This window comes from Paenibacillus sp. WG02, assembly GCF_055396115.1.
In genome coordinates, this window is sequence record NZ_AP036016.1 from 6,785,013 (window position 1) to 6,805,842 (window position 20,830).

The following is a 20,830-nucleotide window of genomic DNA, read 5'->3' on the forward strand; positions in this document are numbered from 1 at the left end:
ATTCACCTCCGGTCTCCTTCCGTATCAGTACAAACCTTCCCCGGTCATCTTTTTACTAAACGTATTACTGATCATGATCAACATAAGACCCACAACCGACTTGAACAGCCCGATGGCGGTCGTGTAGCTATATTGCCGATCAACAAGACCTGCCCGGTACACAAACGTATCGATAATCTCCCCATTCTCATTGTTAAGCGGGTTAAGGAAAACAAAGACTCGTTCGAAGCCGAAATCGAGAAAATTCCCAATATGAAGCAGAAATAAAATAACAATCGTAGGTAAAATACTTGGAATTGTGATGGAAAACACTTGACGAATCCGGTTGGCTCCATCAATTTGTGCAGCTTCATACAGATCGGGATTGATGCCAGCAATTGCGGCTAAATAGATGATGGTCCCCCAACCGCTATCCTTCCACACCCCAGAACTGATTAGAATGGTCCGAATATATGTATTTTCCCCTAAGAAATAAATAGGTTCTACACCAAATAAGGACAGCAAATGATTGACGATTCCCGTGGAAGGCGATAAAACTCCTACGACAACTCCGCCAACGATGACCCACGACAGGAAATGCGGCATATAAACCACGGTTTGAACAATTCGCTTATACATCATAACGCGCACTTCATTGATGAGAAGAGCCAAAATGATCGGTATCGGAAAAGCGAAGAACATATCGTAAATACCGATTAATATCGTATTTTTCAATATCTGAAGGAAATCTGTATACGTGAACATGCGTTGGAAATTTTCTAAGCCTACCCATTTGCTTCCTTTAATTCCTTTGAAAATGTTGTAGTTTTGAAACGCAATGACGGATCCAAATAACGGGATATATTTAAAAAGTAAGAAATAAATAATTCCCGGTAATGAGATCACATAAATCGGCCAATGTTTTCGTATAAAAGCCCATTTCTGACTCTGCGATGAGAAATCGTAAACCGTTCGATCGGATGGCTGAATTTTACTGGCCATGTTGTCCTCCCCTTCTTGCATGCTGCATCAATTTGACTTCTTCATCTTACTAGGGTTGTCCGGGGGTAGCGATGGTGAAACTTATAGAGGATTGTGTTTTTTTACGATTGAAAAATCAGAATCAACGAGTGATGCCATAGCGCTTCGCTGCACTTCCGTACAGCCAATTCTCCGCAACAAATAAGGCCGTGTCATGATCGATCCAGCCTGCTTCGACCTGCCCCCACAGGAAATCGCTCACAATCCGTTTGACAAGTAAAATCTTGCCGTAGCTCCACTCCATACAGCGGGCATCGGATACAATGAGCGAGCTTTTGATCGCTGGAAGCGCTTCTAACCGGTATTGCATGCTGTCTCGGTAAGTACTTGCCCGAAAGTTAAACCACCAATGTCCGCCCACATGAACATTCGGAAAATTCCATGCCGCTTGCACAATATCCAGATTGTTAAGCTCCGAGGCCACCACAAGCTCGAAGGTACAGGCATAAGCTTCAAACAAAGCAGACAGCTTTAAGATACGAGCCGGGTCATTGACCGGGGTGGCTGTTCCACACCAGGAACGTTCCACGCCTAGAAACAACTGAATGAGAAGTCCCCTCTGCTCAGCAGCGGCGCCTAATTCGTGCAGAAGCATCATTAGTATCTCATCCTTCGTGCTGCCTTGGCCGATCACAACCTTGCGGTTCGCCCTGGTTTCATAACTCGGCAATGTGGTCATGATGCCCACGTAACCGGCTTCCTTGTATGTGTCCAATAGCTGAGTCAATTTCTCACGCGCTTGAGCGAATGCCTCCGCCGGGTTATGCGACAACTCAACTTCTTTGACCCACCCGCCTAATTTCCCGTCGATTCGCGGGATCAGTATGGCATTTTCTCGCATGCCTTGGAACTCCGCATACTCGGGTATATTTACAACGAACCTGCTCACGTTCATACGGTCCGCGACCTCTTGCGCCCATGTGGCGCTTTGCGCGGTCTGTTTGACAGCAGCGTCGGCTTTCAGTACCGAGGCAGCGTCGCTGATCACAATGCCATATAGATTTTTGAAAATCTGGGTCAACACCACATTCATCATCGTGTTTCTTGATCCATGGTACGCTTCCAAAAAGGCAGCGATTCGTATATCCTCTGGGAGTTCCATGGCATTCGCCGGATAGCCTGCTGCCTGCAGCTCGCGAAACAGCCAGAAATAATGCGCAATCTCCCAGAAGCCGCTAGCACAGAGACGATTCCCCACAAGGTGGGTGTGCGTATCCAAAACAGGCAATTGCATGATGTGCTCCTCAAATGCTTCCTTACCGTGCTTCATCTCCATATTCATTCCTTTTCCTCCTCCTATCACAACCATGTCCTGATGGTACAATGGTTGCTGTATCTGTTCCATGGGATAACTTCCGCTGGGTTGTGATTTTTTATGATGTCACTCATATACTCTTTATTCAAAACAAAAAAACCACCAACATCATGGTGGTTCTAGCATTTTTAAACTAGCAAAGGGCTATACATGCAGCTTGTGCGACTGCACAGGCAATTATGCAAGGTGGGAATAATACCGAGCAAGCGGCCGTACAGGCACCTCCTGCGGCAATACAGGCAATCTCACATGTTCCTTGCGGTGGTAATTTATCCAGGAAGGCTTGGACTTCTTTGGATAATTTGTTTTTAAATTTGATAGAGTCGGGGCCTTTACATTTCCCGTTACTACATCGAATGGTGAAGCCTCCTTTTTCAAGATATCTTATGTGAAAAAAGGAGGCGTGGATTGGAGTGGAGCCTGTACACACGTTAATTGAGGATAGTGCACCTTAAGTAAATTAACCTATGAATATTTGAAAAAAACTTAAAGTAATAAGAGAGTAATCATCATCCTCCCAGTGTGCTTACCATAAGTTCTATTGGATAAAGATGGTTGCTAGGCCCGAGGCCGGAATCGCAAGCTTATGAATGCCTGGCGTCAACATGGCAGACAGCTCCTCCACGATGTCTCCGCAGCAATTTTTAATAATCACCTTCGCTGTTCCAACCTCACCGGTAACCTCTAGATAGAGTCCATCCTGCCTTCTGCCGTTGACAACGATCCACTGTGATACCGGTGTCCCTGCGTCAATAGGTACTATTTGCTCATGATAAGCGGCAACAATCCCTCTATCTTCTTTAACTGCACGGACTATCGGATACAACAGCTCCGGATTCAAAGGCTCAATACGACCGTCTAATAACAAATCACGGTTCTCCTTCCAGAAGGAAAGCCAGTAGTCGAGCATCTTCAAATGGTTGGAAGGCAGCTTATCCAAGAGGACCGATACCTGAGGCACCGAAAATAGACAGTTAATCAACTGTAAGGCGGCGCTTTCCACGGGTTCCTCCGGGTGCCACATGATCATATCGGCATGAGCTGCCGTATCACCACAAATAAGCCTAATATCCAAGGTACGCACCCGATTCTGGATGCTGTCATTCGGACAATCGGCTGCACGGAACATATTGCCGTATTTGCGCATCGCAGGACCTATGTACATCTGGCGGAACTCGATCATGATATCGGGATTCAATTCTCTCAATCTACCTATGGAGTCAGTCAATAGACGGTCAACGGCTGCCGGTATGGACTCATAATCCTTACCTTCAAACGTTGATGGAAGCTGCAGTTCAGGCGAGTAGAACGTATCAATGAAATCAAGCTTGAAGCCGTCCAAGCCCCATTCTTTTACCGCTTCTTCATATTTATTTATGATATACTCTCGGACATCAGGGTATCTCGGATCGAGCACGGCTGCCCCATGATTTTCATTAAATCGCAGAATCTTATCTTTGAATCGATCCCACACCTTACTGTATTTACCGATAAAAGGTACCGAGTACCAAAGGATAAACTTCATGCCTAACTCATGAACTGCATCAACATGCCGCTTCATATCGGGGAATTTGCCGTCATAAGTCTCCCAATCGCCACAGTACGCATACCCCCTGCGGTTATCTTCCGTCTGCCAGCCATCGTCCACAATGACGGCTTCCATCCCCAACTTCTTGGCCAAACGACACTGTTCTTCGATATGTGTGTCTCTTACATTCTGATGCATACTGTACCAGGTCGAATACATCGGTTCCTTGGCACCCGCAGGAACGAACGCCGGACGATATTCCGGCATGGCGCTCCACCACTTTTGAACGCCCTGAAGGCTTTCATAATAAGGAATATCTCTCGTGTCTACGAGAAGCTTTGCCTCATAAAAAGTGAAAGGCGCCGTCGTTTCTGTAAACAATTGAACGCGGCAATGGAAATCGACCGTTTCCTCACTGATGCCTCCCGAATAGTGCACCGTGTTAAGTGCATCCGAATAAGCAAATGTCAGCCTATTACGGCCCTGACTATTAAACAAGGCGTAAACAGGAGCCGATGCAGCCGCGTTTGAACGTAAAGTGCGCATCCAATCGGCCTTAAAGCTCTTATTCCGATCCTGGGCCGGATGCCAGCTGGCTTGAATATCACAAGCGGGATGCGACCATTGAAGCGTAAAAACAGGAGGCGTCAGCGCCTCCACCGCTTCCAATCGCAGCGTGAGAAGATCGATTCCCTCCTGAAGTTTTTTCGTAAACAGGGTAACGGTGAACCCATGATCTTCACTCGATAAAGTAAAGGCATGGGTATCCGTGTTTATGATATTGTTCATACTGCGTCCTCCTGCTGATTCTTATGACGATTCGGGCCTGCATGACACCATACGGTGACAATCGGGTCGTCCTCATTCGAATTGAGGTGATGATCCTCGCCGGGTTCAACAATCATGATATCCCCGGTTATCACCGGAATATGCTCCCCGTTAACTTCCATCGTTCCGGTTCCCTGCAAAATAAGGAACGCTTCACAATCCTCGTGGACATGGTAGTCCCTTCCATCCGGACCATTGTTACTGTGGCTGCGTTCTCCCCGTTTCGCGAATGAAAGACCGCCTGAAGATAAATAAGCACCTGGTAAAACATCCTGCAAAATGTGACCGTTCCTCTTATCCTGCAAATCGCTCAAACGCAGCTTTTTCATCTTGTCACTCCTCCATTTTCAAGCGGTAAAGGCGGCTTCGGAAATCGCCTTTCCAGATCGGTAAATTTAGACCTGCATGCATAAGCTCATCGCCACCAAAAATCTCCGCATCCTCACCCTGATCTTCCGCATCGTAAAGGAAATAATTGCACTCTGCTGCTAACCCTTTTAATCGCAGCTTCCTGAGCGGTGCATTCGGCTCCGACAGCACTTGGAAAAAAGCGACTAATGCTTCCTTCTTGTCCTCAGAAACAAACATCCAAGCAGCGCTAACATGTTCAAAGGGGTTGATCAATCGGTAAAACTCACCGAATTGGATCAGTGGCCGCAATTGTTTATAAAGCTCGACTTGCTTTTTCACGGCTTCCTTTTCCGCTTCTGTGAAAGCAGTTAAATCCAACTCATAGCCGAAGTTACCCGACATCGCCACATTCCCCCGCATATCGAGCGGCGTCGTACGATGCACCTGATGGTTAGGAACTGCGGAAACATGAGCGCCCATCGTGCTGATCGGGTACACAATACTTGTTCCATATTGAATTTTCAGCCGTTCCACCGCATCCGTATTGTCGCTCGTCCACGTCTGCGGCATATAGTAGAGCATCCCAGGATCGAATCGGCCGCCACCGCCGGAGCAGCTTTCGAACAACACATTCGGAAATGCGGAAGTTATCCGCTCCAAAACGTCATACAGCCCAAGCATATAGCGATGAGCCGTTTCACGCTGCCGCTCAGGCGGGAGCTGGGCGGAGCCGATTTCCGTCATATTGCGGTTCATATCCCATTTCACATAAGTGATTGGACTGCTTGCAAGAATATCGGTGATGACCGTAACGATGTAGTCTCTTACATCTTGACGCGAATAATCGAGAATCAGCTGCTGCCTCGCTTCAGTCCTGCGCCGGCCTGGCACGTGCAGACACCAGTCGGGATGGGCTCGGTACAGTTCACTGTCCGGGGATACCATTTCAGGCTCAAACCATAGACCGAACTCCAGCCCTTGCTGCTTCACACGGCTTACCAAATCCGGCATGCCTAGCGGGAGCTTGTTACGATCAACGAACCAATCTCCGAGCGAGCTTTTATCATTATCACGCTTGCCGAACCAACCGTCGTCCAGCACTAGAAGCTCCAAACCGAGCTCCTTGCCGACTCGCGCAAGCCCTTCCATTTTATCCGCGTTAAAATTGAAATAAGTAGCTTCCCAGTTGTTGATGAGAATCGGCCTGTGGCAATCACGGAACTTTCCACGGCATAACCGTGTGCGGTACAGCTTGTGATACGTTCGCGACATCTCGCCGATGCCTTCTGCGGAATAGACGAGAACTGCCTCCGGCGTTTGGAAGGCTTGCCCAGGCTCCAAAAGCCATGAAAAATCAAACGAGTTGATCCCCATCACAACGCGAGTTGTCCCGTAAGGATCCACTTCCGCTTGAGCAACAAAGCTGCCGCTGTAGACAAGACTGAATCCATAGGCTTCACCTTGGTCTTCGTCCGCTTGCTTGGAAAGCAGGGCCATAAAGGGGTTGAGCGAATGGCTGCTAGACCCACGACGGCTCTCAATCACAGACCCGCCTGTAAGAATGGGGCGTCTTTCGATATGACGTTCACGCGCCCATGTGCCTGATAAATGAAGCATATCGAAATCGCTGTGGGATATATCGATACCAAAGCTCAATGCTCGAAGCAGCTTGATCGACTGATTACCCACATTTACGAATCGAACAGACCGGGTTATCGCATCCAAATCACGAAATACGGTATACGTGAGAACGGCCTTCAACCCGATCATCGGATCGGCCAACACGATATCGATACTCTCCGCTTCGCTGTCATCCTCCGTATAAGTGGACGGCAGTCCCTCTAACGATGTTTTTCCCGCATAAATTCGATGGGACTCATAGACGAGTTCGCTAACCGTCGTCCCGTCCTCCATCTGAACCTGATAGGCCGGAACACGAAAATCACTGCCTCCGTATGCCGGAAATTCCTGAGGCAATGTGTCCAAAGACAGTGTTAGATCATTTGGGTCCGTGGACGGCGAGAATGAGCAGCGACGTCTTATTGCGAGCAAACTTCCCGGATTCGTTCCCCGGATTTGGCGTCCCCAGTGAACGTGAGCCAGATATTTGGATTTGATCAGCTGCATGATATAGCTCGATGACTTCCCTTGAAGATGGAAAGTTTGCGAATTCGAATCGTACACAATCCCCATTATTCCGCTTCTCCTTTTTACGTATTAAACCTTTAGATGCTTGACAGTCAGTAATAAATAAGATTGGCTTGTTAAGCCCACTGCAGCCACCGCAATGGCCCCAAGGTGCCCAACCAGGATCATCATCACCATTTGGGTCATATTCATTAGCAGCATTTCCATCAAAGATGGACCTGCTAGTTTGAAAGTCATCCGGCGAACGGCTTTATCATCCTGCGGATCCATGGAGGCGGATTCGCCGAATAATTCTAACCCCGCACTCATGGCCGGCCCTCCATCAGATGTTCCATCCTGGTAAATACGCTTTCGTATTTTGCAACATCTGATCGAACAATACCTCAGCATCGTGGATATCGATAGTCACAAGCGGGTCGTTGATAAACGCCTTGAATGCTAAGTCTTTGTCCTTTTGAAGAGCAGCCTTCAAAATAAGCTCTTGATTCATCGTATGCTGCAAAACCAGATTATTAACTTCCATCGGAAGCTCGCCGGCGTAGACCGGACGCAAACTGTTCGCTGAGAACACCGCGTTCGTTTCTACAACGGCTCCCAGAGGAATTCCCTTCATTTGTCCAACGTTGGGAACGTTAATATTGGTTACAAACTGTTCCAGTCCGATTAGACCTTTTAACTGTCTGACCTCTTCTTCTCCTGATGCCTTGAGCGGCAATTTCTCCTCGGAACGTAGCAGCTTCCCGTAAAAAAGCTCCGTTGCTGCATGCTTTTCGACCCGGCTCTGCACCGTCGTTAAGCCGAATTTCCAGGAACGAACCGTCTCTGGATCTTTCAAATACCAAGGAGGCATGAATTCCGCCAAGTGGCGATCACCTGCCGCTGCAATAACGCCATAACGTCTAAACAAATCAAACTTCACGCGGTTAGCCGCCGTATACGTATTCGTGACCCAGGCATCTTTGTTGTGCTCAAAACCGGATTCAAAGTATTTATCAACAAACTTCCGCTACATCGGAAGTAAATCCCTGTTTTGATACGTCGCTTGATCGATCCAAGTAAAATGATTAATACCCAGCACATTCACTTTCACTTGATCGCGATGCACACCTTCAATCCCTTCCATATCGCGCAGCATACGAATCAAAAGTCCTTGCACACCGAAAATCTCATGGCAGCAGCCGAGCGCTTTAATTTTGGGAAATACTTCAAAAAGCGTCCGCGTACAAAGCGTCATTGGATTCGTGTAATTGAACACCCAAGCATCCGGTGAAAAGCGCTCAATCGCTTGTGCAATTTCTACATACATGGGAATGGTGCGCAGCGCTCTGACAAGGCCCCCTGGTCCAGTCGTATCGCCAACGGCCTGATAAATGCCGTATTTTTCCGGTTCATGCACATCGGATTCCATCTCCCTGAACGTACCTGGTAGGATTGAAATAAACACAAAATCGCATCCGCTAAGCGCCTCTTGGAGCGTCGGATACGCTTTGTAAGTCCATCTGGATTTCGTCTCCGCATAATCGGAAACCGAGTTTCCCAGCTTTTCATTATTTTTGGCCTTGCCGTAATCAAGATCGAACAAACGAATGGTGCCCGACAATTGACCATCAAGCGCCAGATCGGCAATCAGATTTTTGGCCCAATACATCGAGCCTCCACCAATATAAGCGATTTGAATATCGCTGACTTTCTCATTAGCAAATTTCATATTGCCCCTCCTTCTTGTCCTGGAAGCGTCTTGCATACGTACCAGTATAGAAAACAATTCCACATTGAGGGATGGCAAAAATTAAGTCAGGTTGTGATTTTTTACACTTTTAAGTACGAAGGATGAAGATATAAGGAAAGGCTTTAGTTGGCAGGGGTCATCCAAATATTACCATTCAAATCTTAAGACTAAATTCTTACGACTCAAATCTTACCACCTGCGGTCTTGTATTTGGATGTGCTAAATTAATGGACTATTGTAGTAAATTACGATAGTTAACATGCAACTTGAAACACGGGAGTCGATTTCATTGGAGTAAATCCAATAGAAGTCCGTCTCCAGTCGAGGAATAGGCTATTTGATTGGATAAAATCCAATGGAATTGCGATTTTCAGAGCTTGAGAGAGCATTTGATTGGATTTGCTCCAATGGAGTTGCAATTTTCGTCCTGAAAACCAATTCGGATGTTCCATGAGGACCAAGCAAAAAGGCTGCCCCTCAAGTTCATCTATCTCCTTGAGGAACAGCCTTTTATAAGGATGAAACGTCTACAGCAGACGCTGTAAACGCAGGATCGTGAAACGGTTGCGCACGAAAAGCGCATCCTGCAGGGACGCCTCCACCAGCTCCGGCTCCACGCCGAGCTGCTCCAGGCGTTACCGGTCCCTGCACGGCCTCAAGCCATGCGATGAGCTGCGCCGGTTCAGGGACCGCCCGGGCGATGGCTTGCACATCGCCCCACTTCTCTACGATGCGCGCCTTCAGCGCCTGCGCATCAATAGCCGTGCCATTCGCCGGGAAATTCTCGGCGATGACCTGCTCGGCCATGTCCCCGTAGACCTGCCGGATGCGCTGCGCATCCGTAAGCTCGCTGGGGACATGGCCTTGCGCTAGGCGCGCAGCGGCCGCGTCGGCCGTGAGCCCCCGCAGCGCCTCATAGCGCTGCGCCATGAGCACGGTCGCGACGCCGACCTTCGCGCCGTGCAGCAGCGCCCGGCGGCGCTGCTGCAGAAGCACCATCTCCCAGTAGTGGGAGAGATGGTGCTCAGCCCCGGAGGCCGGCCGTGAATGGCCGACCAAGAGCATGGAAAGGCCCGATAGGATCAGGCCTTCCATGAGCCGGAGCAAGCCGAGATCCGTGCGCTGCGCGATCTCGGCCAAGTGAGCCGTGCAGAGCTCCACGGCCTCCAGCGTCAACCGAGCGCTCAGCTCGCAGTAGTGCTCGCCGAGCAGCACGCGGCCAAGCGACCAGTCGGCCAGCGATGTGTGCTTGCCGAGCATGTCGCCGAGGCCGGCCGCGATCATCGCCTGCGGCGACTTCGCCAGCACAGCGAGGTCGGCGAAGATGGCCTCCGGCGCGCAGGCCGGGATCGTCATCTTGAAGCCGCGGACGATGAGCGGCGCGCCTACTGACGCGAAGCCGTCCACCGACGGCGCCGTCGGAACAGACAAGAACGGACGCTTCGTGCGATGCGCCACGAAGCGCACGATGTCGTGGACGGTGCCCGCGCCCACGGCCACCAACACCTTCGATGAAAGCGGCGTGTCCAGCATCACCTGGACAATCGCTTCTTCATCGGCCGCCACTTCCCCCATCGCGTTCTCACGAATCACGCTGATGCTTACCTTCACCTGCGCGGCTTCCAGCAGCTCGCGCAGCTTCTCTCCAGCCGCTTGATACGTCCTCCCGTCCGCGACAAGCGTCACTTCCCCATAGCCGGCTGCTTTCACATACCCGGCCACCTGCGCCAGCGCATCCCGTTCAATAACGATGCGCCGAATCGGCACTTCGTGCCGCAACCCGCAAGTGCAATCTATACTCTTTCCTAGCCAGGTATCCAATATCTCACTCATCCCACGCATCCTCCTCTGTCTCCTGGCTCTAAGGCACCAACATGTACGTACAAGTGATTCTTCCCCTATTCTAGCAAAAGCTGTGCTATAATGGAACACATTCTGGCTGCAATTCTTGTAACTAGAGAGGAGATCATTAACCTCATGCCTATCCAAACAGAAACGGAGCTTTACGCTCCGATTAAACAATATTTCGAGCAGCGGGGATACACCGTTCGCGCCGAGATTAAGCATTGCGACTTAGTTGCCATTCGCGGTGATGAGCCGCCCATCATTGTCGAATTGAAAAAAAGCTTCAATATTCCGCTCCTCGTGCAAGGCATCGATCGTTTGCGGCTGACGGATCAGGTGTATGTCGCTTTCGAGCTGCCCAATAAAGGGCGAGCGCCGCATCGATTGCAATGGGAAGAGATTCGACGTTTATGCCGCATGCTCGGCCTAGGTGTCCTGACAGTTCAATTTTTCAAACGCAAACAGCCCGCAGTGGATCTCGTCTGCGAGCCTACTCCCTATCTATTGCGCCCAAATAAAAGGGCAGCCTTGAAAGTCGTCAATGAATTTCATGAACGCAGTGGGGACTACAACGTCGGAGGCAGCTCTCAGCAGAAGCTCATGACCGCCTACCGTGAGAAATCGCTTCATTGCGCCTACCTAATGCGTCAACATGGACCACTCAGTCCTCGGCAGCTTCGCGAATTCACGAGCAATAAAGCCGTGAGCTCTCTTCTTCAAAAAAACTACTACCGCTGGTTCATACGCCAAAGCCGCGGCATTTATCATATTACCCCACTGGGGGAGCAGGCATTAGCGGAGTATGCCCATGTTGTAACTGCTTTTCCAGAGGCGGAGACGTCCGACTCATCTACTCACCTATCTACGCTAAACTCTTAAGAGCGAACAATAACTCGATGTATGTTCGCTTCTTCCTTCAACATCAACAGCGCTTTGTTTATCCAAATCGCCGCCTGCGCCCCTTCTCCCATGGCAATGGTCACTTGCTCCGCGTGAACACCTACGTCCCCAGCTGCCCACACAAAAGGCACACTTGTCATTTTACTGCGAGCATCCGTTACAATGTGGCGATTCTCCATTCGCTCAGCGCCTAACTGTCGTGCCAAATCCGACTTCACTTCATTCCCGCCGAAGGCTATGAACCCTCGCTCCGCACCGATTCGCTCCCCATTTGCCAAAACGATCCCGCGAAATAACCCATTGGTTTCAGCCATCACCTCTAGAATATCTTCCGCGACATAGGTAATTCTTTTTTCCTTCAAATTAGCTAAAAGCTCGCTGCTCACAGCCCTTTGCTGGTGATTCACATAGGTCAGCCTGTCCGTACGAGAACTAAGCGTCAAGGCCATTCCCGCTCCGGAATCACCAGATCCCATCACGATGGTCTGTTTGTTTTTAATCTCATAGCCATCGCAATCTGGACAGACGTAAACAGTCAACCCTAGACAGTCTTTCAGCTTGGGCAGCTCGGGAATACGGTCTAGGAGTCCTGTAGCCAAGAGTAAAGTTGGGGCTTCATACACCTTACCTGACTTCCCCCACAGCTCAAATCCATCCCCAGGTTTACCTTTATTTACAGCTTGCACAACTTCATCTTTGACGAAACTTACACCCAGCTTCTCAGCTTGAAGCCTTCCTAACCGGCGAAGTCTTCCCCCGATACACCATCCGGCCACCCCAAGAGGTTATGATAGCTTTTACATAGTGTAGACCGGCCATAGCCGGCATCAATAACAAGCACACGATGCTCATATCTCCCTAATTGAATGGCCGCTTGAAGTCCAGCAATCCCTCCGCCAACAATCATGCTGTCATACTGCTCCATAACCGCACGTCCTCTTCTCCTGTCATCTACTTCCTAGGATATCCGAGTTAACGCGCTTTCATGCTCATCTCATTGATTCTTAATCGACCATACAAGGGCAATTTGTGACATCGCTGCCATCATTAAAATCCATGGAATTAAGCCCCCATCCAAATCACTGCCAAATGAGAGTAAACAAATAATGGAAATCACACGCCCAACATTTAAGAAAAATTCCCTAACAACGACACTTTCTACTTTCAATTGGCCTTTAAGCGGCAGCTTTGCAATAAGGCTGTAATAATAGCCTGTCATTGTATTCCCTTGCAGCGGAGCGAAAATAGAGTACAAAATCATGAAACTTACAACCGTCCATACATTAACATTTCCTAGTAAAAAAGATACCCCAATGAGGTAGCCTAGTGTTGATACCCCTAAATAAAGACGAGATTTACTAGCGTTTGCATATTTAGATATAAAAATGCCCATTACGATCGATAGACTTGAGTATAATACACCGAGATAGCCCACAATATCTTCACGCGGCATTACTTTGAACAGTAGAATATTCGGTAAGAAAAGCATCGTCCCTTGGAGCAAGCCCATTCCCATAAATCCAAGCAGCGCTTTCAACCAGTCACGTTCTTTCTTCATAATAAGACCAGTCAGCTTCAAGTAATAAACGCGATGATGTCCACCTGAAGCTTTAATTTTCAAAGAAATCAGCGCCGCTAGTAAGAACATACAGAATGCTATTGAGAAGACGATGGTGTAACCGCTAAGTCCTTCTTTTAAACGGATAATGAATCCGGCAAGAGGCCCTGCTAAGGTTGCTGCTGTGAAAAAAATCATATTAAATGCAAGATACCGAATCCGGTTCTGTTCGTTAGACACATCATACATCAGGGTCAAATAACCTACCCAGTAAAAAGCACCGGCAAGTCCATTAAATATGGCAAATAGGATATAATATTCGACCAGTTTCTCTTGTGCTAGAATGACGCTCAAATAGAAAAGACCTATGAGCATGATACCTAGACGATACGATACCATTCGGTCTTTCTTCTTAATCATGAGGCCGCCAAGTGCAAAGCCAATCGGTGTTAAGATAAAAACGATCATACTGTATGTACCATTCACTACGACACTGTGCGTTAACCGCCATAAGTACAAGTTTAAGAACACGCCCGACATGGAAGCGCCAAACTGAAAAATAGAATGAATAATTAATGAAATTACGGCCTCACGAGACAATTGCTTCTCACGCGGAAGTGAATTTCCTCTGCTATGCAGCCAAGACCTGATTCTTATTATCATCATAGACCTCCAGTCCTCTTCATTGTAACAGCCTATTCCTTTTCTGTTAAACAGCAAAAAGCCTCAGCATTGGCGCTGAGGCTTTATTACCACCCATTATTGAGTTACTTCTTAAGGCTATCCCATGTTTTCTGGAATTCCTCAAGCATTTGATCCTTCGTATACTTCTTCGCTACATAGCCTTGCATAATATCGCCGAATTTTTTACTGGAAGCTTCGCCGCCTGGGAATTTGAACCAGTTCCAGCTAAGTGTTTTACCAGCTTTGCTGTAAGCGATAATGTCAGCTGCCAAAGGTCCTAGAACTTTCTCGTCAGCAGGAATGGATTTGAATGCAGGAATAAATTTGAATTCTTCTGTAATGTATTTCTTACCGATATCGGAAGTTACCATCCAGTTCAAGAATTTCTTCGCTTCGTCTTTCACAGCAGAGTTTTTGTTGATAACCCAGTTGTTTGGTACACCAACGAACAATTTATCGTTCGCTGCAGCGTCATCGTTGATCGGCATTGGCAAGAAGCCAATTTTGATGTTTGGATTTGTTTTGGTAATTTGAACTTGTGTCCAGTTACCTTGTTGTGTCATTGCTGCTTTACCTGTAGCAAAGTCAGTTACTTGCGTATTGTAATCTGTTTGAAGCGGATTTTTGTTACCGTATTTCAATTGTAGATCAAATAATTTTGACCACTGGTTAAATACTTCGTTACCCGGAATTTTAGCCGTTCCTTTGTTCAAACCGTCGATGAAAGCATTCGGATCCTTTTGGTAGGCAAACGGAAGGTTTACGAAGTGATTTCCTAGTACCCACCACTCGCCATAGCCGGTTTCAAAAGGTGTAATTCCTTTTGCTTGAAGTTTTTTAGCTGCATCTTCCAATTGTGTAAGTGTTTTTGGCAATTCCGTAATGCCAGCTTGTGCAAACAAGTCTTTATTATATTGGAAACCATAACCTTCAAGGTTCAGCGGTTGCCCATATATTTTACCGTTTTTCGTCATTGGCTCTTTCGCTACGTCTACAAGATCATTGACCCATGGTTGATCGGAAAGATCTTCTAGGTTTTCGATCCATTTATCGAGATCCGTGAAACCACCGTTGTTGAAAATATCCGGTTTGTCGCCGGAGTTGAACTTCGCAAGCAAAGCTGCGCCGTAGTCAGCACCGCCGCCAACTGTATCCACTTGAATTTTAACGTTTGGATTTAGCTTTTGATATTCTTGAACGAGTTTGCCAAGTTGATCGGCGATTTCTACTTTGAATTGGAACATTTTAATCGTAACTTGTTTACCGCCTGCAGCAGGTGTTGCTGTTGCCGCTCCACCCGTAGTTGCACTTGGAGTTGGCGCTGTTTCTTTCTTCGCGCAGCCAGTAGCAACTAAAGATAGAGAAAGTACAGCTGCCATACTGATCATTGTTAATTTTTTCATTTAGGTAAAGCCTCCCTTTTAAGTTTCAATCAGTTTACCCTGATAACGGTTCGTTAGCTCGTCATCAGCTTACATGGTTTATTGTAAACACTTACTTAAACCCTTAACACAGAGGATATTGAACATAAAGGTGGAAGATTTTGAACATATTTGCAAAATTGTTAACCTTTTACCGAGCCAGCCGTAATGCCTTCAACAATATGTCTCTGCATGGCTAAGAAGAAAATAACGATCGGCAGGACGCCTAGTGTAAGACCAGCCAAGGCCAAATCCCATTGCTTCGTATATTGACCAAAGAAAGAGAACGTTGCTAGAGGTATTGTTCTCAGCTCAGGACTATTTAACACGAGGGAAGGCAACAAATAATCATTCCATATCCATAAGCTGTTCAAGATGATGACTGTCGTAGACATCGGCTTTAACAAAGGAAAAACAATTCGCCAAAATACCCCATATGGCGAGCAACCATCCACAGTGGCTGACTCTTCAATCTCCAGCGGAATGGATTTAATAAAACCATGAAACAAGAATACGTTCAATGATACACCGAATCCGAAGTAACAAATAATCAATCCAATCTTGCTATCCATAAGTCCAACTTGACTCGCAACACGCACAAGCGGAATCATAATGGATTGAAACGGAATCACCATGGCAGCAACGAAAGCTATAAATACGAGATTGTTGAATTTACTTGATTTGCGCACCATTCGATAAGCGGCCATAGAACTAATCAACACAAGCCCCACATTACTGAGCACGGTAATAATTAAAGAGTTCATAAAGGCACTTGGGAACTTCATGATTGTCCATACCTTCGTATAGTTGTCTAGATATAAGCTAGACGGAAGCTTCGCTGTGCTGGCCGCCAGCTCCGGAAATGTCTTAAGGGAGTTGACGATGACAAAGTAGAAAGGGACTAGAAATACGAGTCCAATCAAGATGCCCAGCACCTCGAGAGTGAATAGTCGTCCAGAGTATTTTTTGACGGATTCCATTAAACTTCAACCTCCTTGCGTTTCGTATAAATGACTTGGATGGTCGAAATAATGGCCACTACAACGAAGAATACTAACGCTTTTGCTGTTCCTAAACCATAGTTGTTATTGCGGAAAGCTTCTTGATAAATATTGATGGAAACCGATTCTGTTGAGTTGAACGGTCCACCTTTGGTCAAGGCAAAGTTCAGGTCAAACATCTTGAAGTTCCATGAAATGGTCAGGAACAAACATACGGTAACAGCCGGCATAATGAGTGGTATGATAATGTTCTTAAGCACTTGTAATCGCGTAGCACCATCAATATAAGCCGCTTCAACCATATCTTTGGGCACATTCGATAGCGCCGCAATATAAATGATCATTAAGTAGCCCGAACCTTGCCATATACTGACGATGGCGATTGCCCAGAAGGCTGTAGGTGAATCACCCAACCAAGGAAGTTGGAAAAAACTGATATGGGTCAAATCGCCTAACGTCGCGAACCCTTTGACGAAAATAAACTGCCAAATGAAACCAAGCAGAAGTCCGCCAATCACGTTCGGCATGAAGAAAATAGTACGCAGTACATTTCTGGTTTTCAGTGCCTGAGTGAGCAAGAGCGCCAAAAGAAACCCGACAAGATTCGTGAGAATGACATCCGTCACGGTTATTCTTGTTGTAAACCAGAATGCGTTGCGATAGTCGGTGTCATGAAAAAGAAGGTGCTTGAAATTATCTAAGCCGTTGAACTTCACGGTTGTTGTCACACCATTCCACTCGGTAAATGAATAATAAATACTCATGAGAAAAGGAGTAACAACAATGAGCGCGAAAAAGATCAACGCCGGTCCGATAAACACCCATTGTTGGATAAGTCCTGCTAGCCCTTTGTTGTTCTTCATGGGAATTTCCCCCTTACGATTATGTAACTATACCTTAAGTATAAATCCCTTATTCTTGGTAAAACACAGATTCTCGTGATGCATTAGGTGGAATTTGTTGACCTCTCCTGCTACAATGTAGGGTGAAAACTTCTATTATGAAACCGAGCTGATGCCGATTGTTCCGACATAGTATGCGCAATAAATTAATTCTATTTTTACTCATTGCGACCCTTGTCCCGTTTATTACATCGATCGTGGTATCGTACCTGTTTACCAAAGAAAGAGTCACGGAAGACACGATTACGAATAATTCTGCCCTGATCTCCCAAGCAAAAATGAATATATTGAATTACTTAAATGGTGTGGTCCAAGCTTCAACGACGATTTATACAGGACAGCATCTGTCTGAGCTTGGTCAACTTTACGAAATTTTGCAAACCGAGCGAGACATCAACTACATGAGTGATAAGGTTATCAAAAACGGACTGCAGGTCATGTCCCATTCGGTTAAAGAGATCAAACAAATTTACCTTTACGCCTCCGTTAGTGACCGTTCTTTTTTGGCAAGCAACGACTATCAAAATAGCGCAAAAGGCAAATATGAGTCTCTTCGTCCTTTTCCTGATAACAAAAGTGTTTATTTTGAAACGACCCATCCAAGCCATAATTACAATATGGTACTTAACGTGTATTCTGCTCCAACCCCTGTCCTATCTATGCATCGTAAAGTTATGTACTCACCTAGTAACACCTCGATTGGTGAGCTGGTTATTGATCTTCAGCTAAATTTAATCTCTGACATATCCCAAAGCTTATTCACCCATAACCAAGAAGAGCTATACATCCTTGATGATGACGGGTTCATTGTCTTCGGTCCAGATGCTGCGAAATGGGGACAGCCTCTTGAAGGAAGCTGGGGAAATGAAGCTATTCACAGCGGGCTCGATAAAGGTTCGTACGAATGGACCAAAGGCCCCTATGCGGGAATAAATGTGTATGAAAAAATGAAAACTGACTATGTCAGACTGGACGATCGTCAAGCGTCTTCCTTACGAGCAATTAACGAAAAATGCCAGACAGTTAGCATTAATTAACTCTTTAGTACTTACTTTTTTCATGTTGATCGTTATTGCCGGAACCATTTATATCAGTATTCGATTTACAGCTCCTATTAAACAATTGATTCGTTACATCACACGCATACAGTCTGGGCAGGTTCAGTTAGGCCAATTGAACGTGGATATTGAACTAGCTCGAACGGATGAGATGGGTATCCTGGCCAACCGCTTCCATAACCTCATGCAGGATTTAAATCAAATGGTCATGCGTGAATATCGTCTTGAGCTTGCGAACAAATCGAATCAGCTTATGGCCCTGCAAGCTCAGATCAATCCGCACTTTTTGAATAACGCGCTCCAATCGATCGGAACACTAGCTTTGCAGCATGATGCACCAAAGGTCTATGCTTTGATTGCGTCCCTCGCCAAAATGATGCATTACAGCATGAACACGAATGAATCCATCGTCCCTTTACGTAAAGAACTCGATCATATTAAAGCCTATCTCGAACTGCAAAAACAGCGCTTCGAGCACCAATTCGAAATTATTTATGATATCGAAGAAAGCACGAAAGCAATCTCTGTACCCAAGATGATCCTTCAACCTCTCGTTGAAAACTATTTCAAGCATGGCTTTAAACCTAGCTCCGCAGCATCGGGCTTATTACGTATTCAAGCGATGAAGCTTATCGTTCATGAAGATGAATACTTGAAACTTATCGTGGAGGATAACGGGATTGGTATAAGCGAGGAGCGGCTCCGCGAAGTAAGAAACAGACTGAATGCCCCATCGATAACCGATGAGGCTTGTATTGGGCTTAGTAATGTACTGACCAGAGTACAATTGTACTTCACTGATGATGCATTTCTAGATGTTGAACACGTACAGCCCCAAGGTCTAAGGATCGTGATCCATATTCCTATGAAAAAGGGAGCACTTGAATGAAAGTATTACTTGTTGATGATGAGAAACATGTCCGGGATGCTATCCGCCTGCTTGTAAACTGGAAGCAGCATGGCATAGAAACGATCTTAGAAGCTCAAGATGGTGAATCGGCCATCGAGATCGTAAGTCGTGAACATCCTGCGATTATTATGACCGATATGATGATGCCAATTATGAATGGCGTAAAATTGCTCGAGTGGCTGCATACGCATGCTCCTAACTCGAAGACCATTGTCATTAGCGGCCATGACGACTTCTCTCTGCTTCGCCATGCATTGAAGTATGGGGGAACGGACTATATATTGAAGCCGATTGATCCCGAGCAATTAAATGAAGCGTTAGATAAAGCCATACAAACTTGGAAAAAGGATGAGGAGCTTCGTCATACCAATCGAGAACTAAATATAGAAATGAACCAAATTAAGCCCATGTACTGGGACAAGTTGCTATCGAACTTAATTGCCGAACCCTCCGCTTATGAGCAAGCGGCCGAGCAGCTGGAGAAAGAGCTTCATTTATCTCGGACGATTCGAGAATGTCGTGTCACAATTTTATCGTTAGATACGATGGAACGTAGTGTGAAGAACAAGTTCAGCCATAATCTGGACCTGCTGCTCTTCTCGCTTATTAACATATGTAATGAATTTCTCGTTAACGATCAGCGCGGTTATGCTTTCCGCCATTGGAACAGCGATAACGAAATTGTATTGCTTCTATGGAAGGATCAACCTGGCTCTGAGTCATTTCTCGCAAAAATCAATGAAGGTATACGCACCGCGCTTCATACCCGCGTGGACTTCGGTATTGGAAGCTCTCAGTCGTTTCCTACGGATTTGGCATTATCGTATCAGGAAGCTCGCAATGCCCTCAGGCAGCGAAATCTCAAATCCAAGGAAACATGGATTCATAGTACATTGCAAACAGCCAAAACCGTTCAGCCTGCGCTTACGTTCAGCCAATATGAGGAACGAATTCAACTCGCTATACGCAGCGGCAGCATTGACCAAATTCAAGAAACGGTTCAAGAGTGGATGGACGCTGTCAAAATGAGCGAAGCCATTACCCTTGAACAGCTCGACCATTGGTGGCGGGAGTACAGGGTGATGAAGCGCCGCTGGGTGCAGCAATTTTTCTCTAACATTAGTGAAGATCAGGTCAAACAACTGCTCCTGGATGAGCCATCCAGTTTGATCGTTCCGCTGGATGAATATGGGATTCTATCTCTTTCACTGTGGCAGCAGGAACTCACTCGGAGCGTTGTTCACTTATCGAAGCTGCTTCTTGAGAGTCAGCAGAAGGACAAAAGTGTTATTTTTGAAATCGCTGAGTTCCTTGAGAAGCACTATCACGAAGATGTCTCTCTTCAGGATATCGCGAATCGATTCTACCTCAGACCGCGAGTACATCTCACGGAAATTCAAACAAGAGTTCGAGGTTAACCTTTCTGACTATTTAGGTCAAATTCGTATGAGTAAAGCAAAGGTCTTGCTGCGTAATCCACATCTTCGGATTTCACAAGTAGCTGAAATGGTCGGTTACCAGGACGAGAAATATTTCAGCAAAGTTTTCAAAAAGCTAGAAGGGCTCACCCCAAATGAATATCGAAAAACAGCGAATTCTATCTAAAATTCTGTAAAAAATATGGAATATGTT

General features: G+C 46.5%; 16 protein-coding genes and 2 pseudogenes. 5 read left to right on the forward strand and 13 right to left on the reverse strand.

The features are described 5' to 3' along the window. Positions 1-24 precede the first annotated feature (24 nt). The 8 genes and pseudogenes from ACBP55_RS30660 to ACBP55_RS30695 form a co-directional block, all read right to left on the reverse strand. A complete protein-coding gene (locus tag ACBP55_RS30660; RefSeq protein WP_464647064.1) occupies positions 25-981 on the reverse strand; it encodes an ABC transporter permease in 957 nt (318 codons plus the stop codon). Between the two features lie 121 nt (positions 982-1,102). Further along, positions 1,103-2,302, reverse strand: a complete 1,200-nt coding sequence (locus ACBP55_RS30665) for a glucuronate isomerase (protein WP_464647066.1) — start codon at positions 2,300-2,302, stop codon at positions 1,103-1,105. Between the two features lie 571 nt (positions 2,303-2,873). Beyond that, a complete protein-coding gene (locus tag ACBP55_RS30670) occupies positions 2,874-4,652 on the reverse strand; it encodes a glycoside hydrolase family 36 protein (RefSeq protein ID WP_464647068.1) in 1,779 nt (592 codons plus the stop codon). Further along, complete coding sequence (locus ACBP55_RS30675; RefSeq protein WP_464647070.1) at positions 4,649-5,020, reverse strand: cupin domain-containing protein; 372 nt, start codon at positions 5,018-5,020, stop codon at positions 4,649-4,651. Before ACBP55_RS30675 ends, ACBP55_RS30670 begins: the two co-directional genes overlap by 4 nt. A gap of 4 nt (positions 5,021-5,024) precedes the next feature. Continuing rightward, complete coding sequence (locus ACBP55_RS30680) at positions 5,025-7,235, reverse strand: alpha-galactosidase (RefSeq protein WP_464647072.1); 2,211 nt, start codon at positions 7,233-7,235, stop codon at positions 5,025-5,027. Between the two features lie 24 nt (positions 7,236-7,259). Continuing rightward, complete coding sequence (locus tag ACBP55_RS30685; protein ID WP_464647074.1) at positions 7,260-7,499, reverse strand: MATE family efflux transporter; 240 nt, start codon at positions 7,497-7,499, stop codon at positions 7,260-7,262. 13 nt (positions 7,500-7,512) lie between these two features. After that, a pseudogene (locus ACBP55_RS30690) lies at positions 7,513-8,898 on the reverse strand (family 4 glycosyl hydrolase). 531 nt (positions 8,899-9,429) lie between these two features. Continuing rightward, positions 9,430-10,752, reverse strand: coding sequence for a sn-glycerol-1-phosphate dehydrogenase (locus tag ACBP55_RS30695; RefSeq protein WP_464647076.1), 1,323 nt, complete (start codon positions 10,750-10,752; stop codon positions 9,430-9,432). A 144-nt stretch (positions 10,753-10,896) separates the two neighbouring features. On the opposite strand from ACBP55_RS30695, the gene ACBP55_RS30700 reads away from it, so the two are divergent. After that, entirely contained in the window at positions 10,897-11,643 is a 747-nt protein-coding gene (locus ACBP55_RS30700; protein WP_464647078.1) for a DUF2161 domain-containing phosphodiesterase, read from the forward strand. Here ACBP55_RS30700 and ACBP55_RS30705 read toward each other — a convergent pair. The 5 genes and pseudogenes from ACBP55_RS30705 to ACBP55_RS30725 all read right to left on the reverse strand — a co-directional run bounded on the left by ACBP55_RS30705 (position 11,640) and on the right by ACBP55_RS30725 (position 17,191). Next, positions 11,640-12,589, reverse strand: a pseudogene (locus ACBP55_RS30705) (NAD(P)/FAD-dependent oxidoreductase). The gene ACBP55_RS30700 and the pseudogene ACBP55_RS30705 sit on opposite strands and share 4 nt — an antisense overlap. 69 nt (positions 12,590-12,658) lie before the next feature. Further along, complete coding sequence (locus ACBP55_RS30710; RefSeq protein ID WP_464647080.1) at positions 12,659-13,888, reverse strand: MFS transporter; 1,230 nt, start codon at positions 13,886-13,888, stop codon at positions 12,659-12,661. 101 nt (positions 13,889-13,989) lie between these two features. After that, entirely contained in the window at positions 13,990-15,309 is a 1,320-nt protein-coding gene (locus ACBP55_RS30715; protein ID WP_464647082.1) for an ABC transporter substrate-binding protein, read from the reverse strand. Between the two features lie 161 nt (positions 15,310-15,470). Then, positions 15,471-16,307: a carbohydrate ABC transporter permease gene (locus ACBP55_RS30720; protein WP_464647084.1), complete on the reverse strand. Its 837-nt coding sequence runs from the start codon at positions 16,305-16,307 to the stop codon at positions 15,471-15,473. Beyond that, entirely contained in the window at positions 16,307-17,191 is an 885-nt protein-coding gene (locus ACBP55_RS30725) for a carbohydrate ABC transporter permease (protein ID WP_464647086.1), read from the reverse strand. Before ACBP55_RS30725 ends, ACBP55_RS30720 begins: the two co-directional genes overlap by 1 nt. Positions 17,192-17,349: 158 nt before the next feature. Here ACBP55_RS30725 and ACBP55_RS30730 point away from each other — a divergent pair, with 158 nt between their 5' ends. From ACBP55_RS30730 to ACBP55_RS30745, 4 genes are read left to right on the forward strand one after another with little or no spacing between them, the layout of a single operon-like run. Continuing rightward, positions 17,350-18,267 carry a cache domain-containing protein gene (locus tag ACBP55_RS30730; protein WP_464647088.1) on the forward strand — a complete coding sequence of 306 codons (918 nt, stop codon included), beginning with the start codon at positions 17,350-17,352 and terminating at the stop codon, positions 18,265-18,267. Then, entirely contained in the window at positions 18,191-19,177 is a 987-nt protein-coding gene (locus ACBP55_RS30735) for a sensor histidine kinase (RefSeq protein ID WP_464647090.1), read from the forward strand. Before ACBP55_RS30730 ends, ACBP55_RS30735 begins: the two co-directional genes overlap by 77 nt. Next, a complete protein-coding gene (locus ACBP55_RS30740) occupies positions 19,174-20,616 on the forward strand; it encodes a response regulator (RefSeq protein ID WP_464647092.1) in 1,443 nt (480 codons plus the stop codon). Before ACBP55_RS30735 ends, ACBP55_RS30740 begins: the two co-directional genes overlap by 4 nt. Next, on the forward strand, positions 20,531-20,803 hold the full coding sequence (locus ACBP55_RS30745) for a helix-turn-helix transcriptional regulator (protein WP_464647094.1): 273 nt from the start codon (positions 20,531-20,533) through the stop codon (positions 20,801-20,803). The genes ACBP55_RS30740 and ACBP55_RS30745 overlap by 86 nt, the downstream gene beginning before the upstream one ends. Positions 20,804-20,830: the final 27 nt, after the last annotated feature.

What these genes read in the sequence shown, in the direction of transcription:
- ACBP55_RS30660 (WP_464647064.1), bottom strand. Translation starts at nt 981, where the DNA reads ATGGCCAGTAAAATTCAGCCATCCGATCGAACGGTTTACGATTTCTCA.
- ACBP55_RS30665 (WP_464647066.1), bottom strand. Translation starts at nt 2,302, where the DNA reads ATGAATATGGAGATGAAGCACGGTAAGGAAGCATTTGAGGAGCACATC.
- ACBP55_RS30670 (WP_464647068.1), bottom strand. Translation starts at nt 4,652, where the DNA reads ATGAACAATATCATAAACACGGATACCCATGCCTTTACTTTATCGAGT.
- ACBP55_RS30675 (WP_464647070.1), bottom strand. Translation starts at nt 5,020, where the DNA reads ATGAAAAAGCTGCGTTTGAGCGATTTGCAGGATAAGAGGAACGGTCAC.
- ACBP55_RS30680 (WP_464647072.1), bottom strand. Translation starts at nt 7,235, where the DNA reads ATGGGGATTGTGTACGATTCGAATTCGCAAACTTTCCATCTTCAAGGG.
- ACBP55_RS30685 (WP_464647074.1), bottom strand. Translation starts at nt 7,499, where the DNA reads ATGAGTGCGGGGTTAGAATTATTCGGCGAATCCGCCTCCATGGATCCG.
- ACBP55_RS30695 (WP_464647076.1), bottom strand. Translation starts at nt 10,752, where the DNA reads ATGAGTGAGATATTGGATACCTGGCTAGGAAAGAGTATAGATTGCACT.
- ACBP55_RS30700 (WP_464647078.1), top strand. Translation starts at nt 10,897, where the DNA reads ATGCCTATCCAAACAGAAACGGAGCTTTACGCTCCGATTAAACAATAT.
- ACBP55_RS30710 (WP_464647080.1), bottom strand. Translation starts at nt 13,888, where the DNA reads ATGATGATAATAAGAATCAGGTCTTGGCTGCATAGCAGAGGAAATTCA.
- ACBP55_RS30715 (WP_464647082.1), bottom strand. Translation starts at nt 15,309, where the DNA reads ATGAAAAAATTAACAATGATCAGTATGGCAGCTGTACTTTCTCTATCT.
- ACBP55_RS30720 (WP_464647084.1), bottom strand. Translation starts at nt 16,307, where the DNA reads ATGGAATCCGTCAAAAAATACTCTGGACGACTATTCACTCTCGAGGTG.
- ACBP55_RS30725 (WP_464647086.1), bottom strand. Translation starts at nt 17,191, where the DNA reads ATGAAGAACAACAAAGGGCTAGCAGGACTTATCCAACAATGGGTGTTT.
- ACBP55_RS30735 (WP_464647090.1), top strand. Translation starts at nt 18,191, where the DNA reads ATGTCAGACTGGACGATCGTCAAGCGTCTTCCTTACGAGCAATTAACG.
- ACBP55_RS30740 (WP_464647092.1), top strand. Translation starts at nt 19,174, where the DNA reads ATGAAAGTATTACTTGTTGATGATGAGAAACATGTCCGGGATGCTATC.
- ACBP55_RS30745 (WP_464647094.1), top strand. Translation starts at nt 20,531, where the DNA reads ATGTCTCTCTTCAGGATATCGCGAATCGATTCTACCTCAGACCGCGAG.